The 6,853-nt window shown below is 71.3% G+C and carries 8 protein-coding genes; 3 read left to right on the top strand and 5 right to left on the bottom strand.

Features of this window, described 5'->3' with window-relative positions; translation table 11 throughout:
• Window positions 1–7: 7 nt before the first annotated feature.
• A complete protein-coding gene (locus tag RIM90_RS18080) occupies window positions 8–298 on the bottom strand; it encodes a glutaredoxin family protein (RefSeq protein ID WP_309061746.1) in 291 nt (96 codons plus the stop codon).
• Between the two features lie 95 nt (window positions 299–393).
• Between RIM90_RS18080 and RIM90_RS18085 the strand changes: the two genes are divergently transcribed.
• The 3 genes from RIM90_RS18085 (at window position 394) to RIM90_RS18095 (ending at window position 3,971) form a co-directional block, all read left to right on the top strand.
• Window positions 394–1,305, top strand: a complete 912-nt coding sequence (locus RIM90_RS18085) for an HAD-IB family hydrolase (protein ID WP_309061747.1) — start codon at window positions 394–396, stop codon at window positions 1,303–1,305.
• A gap of 346 nt (window positions 1,306–1,651) precedes the next feature.
• Window positions 1,652–2,482, top strand: coding sequence for an ECF subfamily RNA polymerase sigma factor, BldN family (locus RIM90_RS18090; protein WP_309061748.1), 831 nt, complete (start codon window positions 1,652–1,654; stop codon window positions 2,480–2,482).
• A 235-nt stretch (window positions 2,483–2,717) separates the two neighbouring features.
• Entirely contained in the window at window positions 2,718–3,971 is a 1,254-nt protein-coding gene (locus RIM90_RS18095; protein WP_309061749.1) for a DUF5667 domain-containing protein, read from the top strand.
• Between the two features lie 90 nt (window positions 3,972–4,061).
• Here RIM90_RS18095 and RIM90_RS18100 read toward each other — a convergent pair whose 3' ends face one another.
• From RIM90_RS18100 to RIM90_RS18115, 4 genes are all read right to left on the bottom strand, one after another.
• Window positions 4,062–5,135 (bottom strand): lysophospholipid acyltransferase family protein, encoded by a 1,074-nt coding sequence (locus RIM90_RS18100; protein WP_309061750.1) that lies wholly within the window; start codon window positions 5,133–5,135, stop codon window positions 4,062–4,064.
• Window positions 5,136–5,149: 14 nt separating this feature from the next.
• Window positions 5,150–6,211 (bottom strand): NAD-dependent epimerase/dehydratase family protein, encoded by a 1,062-nt coding sequence (locus RIM90_RS18105; protein ID WP_309061751.1) that lies wholly within the window; start codon window positions 6,209–6,211, stop codon window positions 5,150–5,152.
• A 222-nt stretch (window positions 6,212–6,433) separates the two neighbouring features.
• Window positions 6,434–6,532, bottom strand: a complete 99-nt coding sequence (locus tag RIM90_RS18110) for a 30S ribosomal protein bS22 (RefSeq protein ID WP_003948845.1) — start codon at window positions 6,530–6,532, stop codon at window positions 6,434–6,436.
• 154 nt (window positions 6,533–6,686) lie between these two features.
• Complete coding sequence (locus tag RIM90_RS18115) at window positions 6,687–6,851, bottom strand: helix-turn-helix domain-containing protein (protein WP_003999034.1); 165 nt, start codon at window positions 6,849–6,851, stop codon at window positions 6,687–6,689.
• Between the last annotated feature and the right edge of the window lie 2 nt (window positions 6,852–6,853).

The following is a 6,853-nucleotide window of genomic DNA, read 5'->3' on the forward strand; positions in this document are numbered from 1 at the left end:
GGAGGCGTCAGGAGCCGGTGAGGGCCTTGCGGAGGCGGTCCTCGTTCACGCGCCAGAAGGTGTGCTGCCGGCCGTCGACGAGCACGACGGGGATCTGCTCCCAGTACCGCTCGTGCAGGTCCGGGTCCTGGCTGATGTCCTTCTGCTCCCAGCGGACGCCGAGCTCACCGCACACCTTCTCCACCACCACCTGCGCTTCGTCGCACAGGTGGCAGCCGGGCTTGCGGACCAGGGTGACGAGCCGGTCCCGCGGGGCGGGCGGGGTGCTGCGGCGGAAGAGAGGGCTCATACCGGCCATTGTCGCGCGTGCGTCAACGACACGGACACGCGGAGTTCACGGCGTTCGAACCTCTCGGCTCGGGAACCGCCGAACGAACTGGCTATGCTCACGCCATGGCCGCTCTCGGATGGCTCACTCCCCGTAGGCGCTCCGCCACGGCGCGGAGCGTGTTGGCAGGCGAGGCCTCGGCGGAGGCCGCACGCAAGTCCACCCAGGACATTTCCGACCGCGAACCGGAGTTCCCGGTCCACGGCGACGACCGGGCCGCCGCGTTCTTCGACCTGGACAACACGGTGATGCAGGGCGCGGCCCTGTTCCACTTCGGGCGGGGCCTGTACAAGCGGAAGTTCTTCGAGACGCGCGACCTGGTGCGGTTCGCCTGGCAGCAGGCGTGGTTCCGGCTGGCGGGCGTCGAGGACCCCGAGCACATGCAGGAGGCCCGCGACTCGGCGCTGTCGATCGTCCAGGGCCACCGCGTCTCCGAGCTGCAGTCCATCGGCGAGGAGATCTACGACGAGTACATGGCCGAGCGGATCTGGCCGGGGACGCGGGCGCTCGCCCAGGCACACCTGGACGCCGGACAGAAGGTGTGGCTGGTCACGGCGGCACCGGTGGAGATCGCACAGGTGATCGCGCGCCGGCTGGGCCTGACCGGGGCGCTGGGCACGGTGGCGGAGTCGGTCGACGGCGTGTACACGGGCAAGCTGGTGGGCGAGCCGCTGCACGGGCCGGCCAAGGCGGAGGCGGTGCGCGCGCTGGCGCTCGCGGAGGAGCTGGACCTGAGCCGCTGCGCGGCGTACAGCGATTCGCACAACGACATTCCGATGCTGTCGCTGGTGGGCCACCCGTACGCGATCAACCCGGACTCCAAGCTCCGCAAGCACGCGCGCCGGATGGACTGGCGGCTGCGCGACTACCGCACCGGCCGGAAGGCGGCGAAGGTCGGCATCCCCGCGGCGGCGGGCGTGGGCGCGGTGGCGGGCGGCACGGCGGCGGCCATCGCCCTGCACCGCAAACGCCGCTGAAACGATCGTCCGGGAACAGGAACACCGCTCCGCCGGGAAACCCGGCCAATCCGACTGCCGTACCCCGCAACCCCTCTGCCCAGTCCTGTTGGCTGCACACGGCCACAACTCGCCCCGTACCGAACCGCAATGCGAAGCATTCCGGTCAGCAACCGGTCACCATTCGGTGCACGAGGGAGCGTCAACCGGTTACGGAAGCGACGTAATCGACGATTTGAGCAACTGGGCGTAGCAGCGCCTGCACGAAGCGTTATTCTCCTCAGACGCAAACCGGTACCCCTCCGTCGCTACGACGGGTGAACGGTCCCGTACTGCACGTGATGGAAGCTCTGCCTCTGGGAGTCCCGTGTACCCACACGTCGGGGTTGACGCCTCGGGCCTGGCTACGCTGCGCGCGACAGTCGCGACAGCCCGAGACATGTTGCGCGGCATCGTCCCCACCGCGTACGCCGTCCCCGCATTCGCCCCCGCCCCCGTCGGCCCGTGCTACGCCCTCGCCGACGGCCTCGAGCAGGTGCCGGCGCGCAGTGCCGTCGTCGAGGGGCGGCGGTCGGGTGACGGGCGGGCGGTCGGCAGACGAGGGCGCCCCTCCGGCCCGGCCACCGCACGCCGTCCCGCCGCCGACAGCGACAGCGCCCGGATGATGGACCTGGTGGAGCGCGCCCAGGCCGGCGAGGCCGACGCCTTCGGACGGCTCTACGACCAGTACAGCGACACCGTGTACCGGTACATCTACTACCGGGTGGGCAGCAAGGCGACCGCCGAGGACCTCACCAGCGAGACCTTTCTGCGGGCGCTGCGCCGTATCGGCACCTTCACCTGGCAGGGGCGCGACTTCGGCGCCTGGCTCGTGACCATCGCCCGCAACCTGGTCGCCGACCACTTCAAGTCCAGCCGCTTCCGGCTCGAGGTCACCACCGGGGAGATGCTCGACGCCAATGAGGTCGAGCGCTCCCCCGAGGATTCCGTTCTCGAATCGCTGTCCAATGCCGCCCTCCTCGATGCCGTACGACGACTCAACCCCCAACAGCAGGAGTGCGTCACGCTCCGATTCCTCCAGGGCCTCTCCGTCGCCGAGACCGCTCGTGTGATGGGCAAGAACGAGGGCGCCATCAAGACCCTCCAGTACCGGGCCGTCCGCACCCTCGCCCGGCTCCTCCCGGACGACGCGCGCTGACCCGGGCACGTTCCGTTACGCTCAACTCACCTTCTGTGAAAGTCCGTTGACTTCCTCATTCGGTCATCCGGCGTCCGTAACCCAAGTGCCGCACCGCTCGTTGTGCGGGATGCAGGCTCCCTGTGGTCACCCCCTGAGCGGCTCCGATCACTCGATCGTGTGGACGCGGTCGGGGGGGTGGAACCCTCAGGACCCCCTGGGGAGTCGACCGTCATGACGAGAGGAGGTGCCGCCAGTGATCGCGAACGTATCGGCGCACCGGCGGGCGAACGCCTTCGCCCAGGCCCTGGAGGAGCAGTCCGACCGGGGCTCGGCGGCCGAGCAGTCCGAAGGATCGGCACCGGCACCGGCCGCCGCGGAGAGCGAGCGGGCACGGCTGCTCACGCTCGCCTCCGGTCTCGGCGCGCTGCCCAGGCCGGAGCTGGATCCCGAGGTCAAGGTCGTCCAGCGGGCCCGGCTGGTGGCCGCGTTCGAGGCCATGCTCCAAGAGGGCACCGCGGCGGGCGAGGCGACGGACCGGTCCGTGCCCGAACAGCGCCCGCGCCGGTCCCGGGGCGCACATCGGGCGACCCCCCTGGGCAAACTGCGACCACGATCGCGGCTGGCCAAAGGGCTCACCGCGGGCGGACTCAGCGTCGGAGTCGCCGCCGGCGCCCTCGGCGGAGTCGCCGCCGCCAGCTCCGACGCCCTGCCCGGCGACTCCCTCTACGGCCTCAAGCGCGGCATCGAGGACGTCAAACTCGGCCTCGCCGACGACAACGCCGAGCGCGGCCGGATCTACCTCGACCACGCCTCCACCCGCCTCGGCGAGGCCCGTCGGCTGATGGAACGCGGACGCAGCGGCCCGCTGGACCACGAGTCCCTCGGCGAGATCCGCCGCACCCTGTCCGGCATGCGGCACGACGCCTCCGAGGGCCACCGGCTGCTGCGCGAGGCGTACGAGCGCGACCCGGACTCCCTGAGCCCCATGCGGGCGCTCTCCTCCTTCTCCCACGCGCACCGCGAGACCTGGGGCACCCTGCGCGACCAGCTGCCGGTGCAGCTGGGGGACGTCAGTGAGCAGGTGTCGTCGGTGTTCGACGCCATAGACCAGGACGTCGCCCCGCTGCAGTCCCTGCTCCCCCCGCCCCCGTCCCGCCAGGACGACGAGAGCGGACGGCAGCACGGCTCCTCCGGTCCGACACCCGGCACCCCGTCCGCCACGGGCCCCTCGCAGGCCCCCAGCACCGGCAGCGGCAACGGCACCTCCGACGAGGGCGGCACCGGCAGCCACGGCCCCAGCAGCTCCGCCGACGCCGACACCGAGAGCGACGGCCTGCTCGGCGGCAACACCGGCGGCCTGCTCGACCCGCCCCGGGAGAGCGGCGCCGCCACCTCGCCGTCGGCCCCGGGCGGCGCCACCGCGCCCCCGGCACCCGACGTCACCCTCCCGCCGCTCCTGCCCGGCCTGCTCCCGGGCCTGGGCATCGACGGCCGGGACGCGGAATAGCACCGGCACAGCGCCCGGGGGCGCCCCTTCCGAGGGGCGCCCCCGACGTCGTACGCGAGCCCTCCGGAGCCGGCTGCCTCCGGCAGCCGGCTAGAAGAACACCGACCTGCGCTGCACCAGCAGCTTGTACAGCGTGTGCTGGATCTGCTCCCGCACCTGGTCGGTCAGGTTGAACATCAGCATCGGGTCCTCCGCCGCCTCCGGCGGATACCCGTCCGTCGGGATCGCCTCCCCGAACTGGATCGTCCACTTCGTGGGCAGCGGAATCACGCCGAGCGGTCCCAGCCACGGGAAGGTCGGCGTCAGCGGGAAGTACGGGAAACCCAGCAGCCTCGCGAGCGTCTTCGCGTTGCCGATCATCGGGTAGATCTCCTCCGCCCCGACGATCGAGCACGGGACGATCGGGACGCCCTGGCGCAGCGCGGTCGACACGAACCCGCCCCGGCCGAACCGCTGGAGCTTGTACCGCTCGCCGAAGGGCTTGCCGATGCCCTTGAAGCCCTCCGGCATCACCCCCACCAGCTCGCCCTGGCCGAGGAGGCGTTCGGCGTCCTCCGCGCAGGCCAGGGTGTGACCGAGCTTGCGGGCGAGTTCGTTCACCACCGGCAGCACGAACACCAGGTCGGCCGCGAGCAGCCGCAGATGACGGCCGGCCGGGTGGTGGTCGTGCACGGCGACCTGCATCATCAGGCCGTCCAGCGGCAGCGTCCCGGAGTGGTTGGCGACGATCAGGGCGCCGCCCTCCGCCGGGATGTTCTCGATGCCCTTCACCTCCACCCGGAAGTACTTCTCGTACACCGGGCGCAGCAGGGACATCAGGACCTGGTCGGTGAGCTCTTCGTCGTAGCCGAAGTCGTCGACCTCGTAGTCCCCGGTGAGGCGGCGGCGCAGGAAGGCCAGGCCGCTCGCGACACGCCGCTCCAGTCCGCCGGGGCCGTCGTCGGCCGGCTGCGGGAGCGGCGCTCGGGGCGGCCCTTCCTCACGGGACACAGGACCGTCCTCCCGTGCGGACGCCACGCCCGGCAAGGGCTGCACCTCCCCCACCGCCGCGGGCTGCGCGCCCGGGCGCCGGCTCCCCGCACCGCCTCGGCGGCGCGACGGGCGCTGCGCGGCGCCCTCACGGGAGCGGTCGTCGTCGAACGGAATGACCTTGGCGTCCGCCATCGTTGCTGCGCTCCTCAGTTGGCGCTCTGCGTCGGGGGGTGACCGCTGCCCGGCAGGGGCAGTGCGGCGATCCGGTCGATGGCCCTCGCGAGGGCCTCCGGCGGAAGCAGCCCGGGACCGCGGCTGCGCACGAAGTCCCCAAACGTTTCCGCAGTCGTGTATTTCGGGGTGAAGCCCAGCGTCTCGCGCATCTGGTCCGTCGCCACCACCCGTCCGTGCGTGAGCAACCGGATCTGCTCGGGTGAGAAGTCCGTCATCCCCAGCGTACGCACCAGCGAACCGGCCCAGGTGACCGCGGGAAGCAGCAGGGGCACGGTGGGCCGGCCGAGCCGCCGGGAGCACTGGGAGAGCAGCAGGACGCCGTCGCCGGCGATGTTGAAGGTGCCGCTGTTGAGCGTGCCGCGCCTCGGCTCGTGCGAGCCGATCCGCAGCACCTCGATCACGTCGTCCTCGTGCACGAACTGCAGCCGCGGGTCGTAACCGAACACGGTCGGCAGGACCGGCAGCGAGAAGTACGCGGCGAGCGGGCTGTCCGCGGCGGGACCCAGGATGTTGGCGAACCGGAGCACGCACACCGCGACGTCCGGGCGGCGCCGCGCGAAGCCGCGCACGTATCCCTCGACCTCGACCGTGTCCTTCGCGAAGCCGCCGCTGGGCAGGGACTTGGGCGGGGTCGTCTCGGTGAAGACCGCCGGATCGCGGGGCGCGGAGCCGTAGACGTTCGTACTGGACTTCACGACCAGGCGCTTGACGTTCGGGGACTTCTGGCAGGCACCGAGCAGCTGCATGGTGCCGATGACGTTGGTCTCCTTGAGCGTGGCCCGGCTGCCGCTGCCGAACGGCGTGCCCGTGACGTCGAGGTGGACGACCGTGTCGGCGCCCGACTCGGCGAGCACCCGCGCGATGGTGGGCTGGCGGATGTCGGCCTGGACGAAGTCGGCGCCGCCCAGGTGGTGCTCGGGCGGGACCGCGTCGACCGCGACGACCCGGTCCACCTCGGGATCACGCTGGATCCGCCGGACGAAGCGGCCTCCCAGCTGACGGGCCACTCCGGTCACGAGCACGACCTTTCCCAAGATCAGCGCCTTCCTTTCGCCCTGCTCCCGACGGCCAACTTAGCGGGTCGCCGTCGCTCTGTGACGCCCGGCGGCTGCACGAAGTGACGACAGCCCCGAACGTACGAACGCACTTGGCCGGGTACCCCGGCCGCCCGGGGGCGTCCGGGACGCCCGCGACATGGCAGTGGCCCCCCACCGGAGTGCGGTGGGGGGCCACTGGACACGCTTCCGCGGTGTCGCTTACTTCTTGTTGCGACGCTGAACGCGCGTGCGCTTGAGCAGCTTGCGGTGCTTCTTCTTGGCCATCCGCTTGCGCCGCTTCTTGATAACAGAGCCCACGACTACCCTCGCTCACTTCTCATCACTCGGTGTTTGGGCGCCATGGGCCCACACGACCTACGAGGGGTTAGCCTACCCGCCCGAGCGCTGAGGTCGTAATCGAGGTGAGCGGGGAGCCCCATGAGTGCCCTGAACGGGACTCCCCGAGGTGCCGTCAGGCGGTTTCCACCCCCACGTAGCTCTCGCGGAGGTACTCGTGAACCGCTTGCTCCGGGACGCGGAAGGACCGCCCCACCCGGATCGCGGGCAGATGACCGCTGTGCACCAGCCGGTACACGGTCATCTTCGACACTCGCATCACCGAGGCGACTTCCGCCACGG

It is taken from the genome of Streptomyces sp., assembly GCF_031181555.1.
In the GTDB taxonomy this organism is placed as follows: Bacteria; Actinomycetota; Actinomycetes; order Streptomycetales; family Streptomycetaceae; genus Streptomyces; species Streptomyces fimbriatus.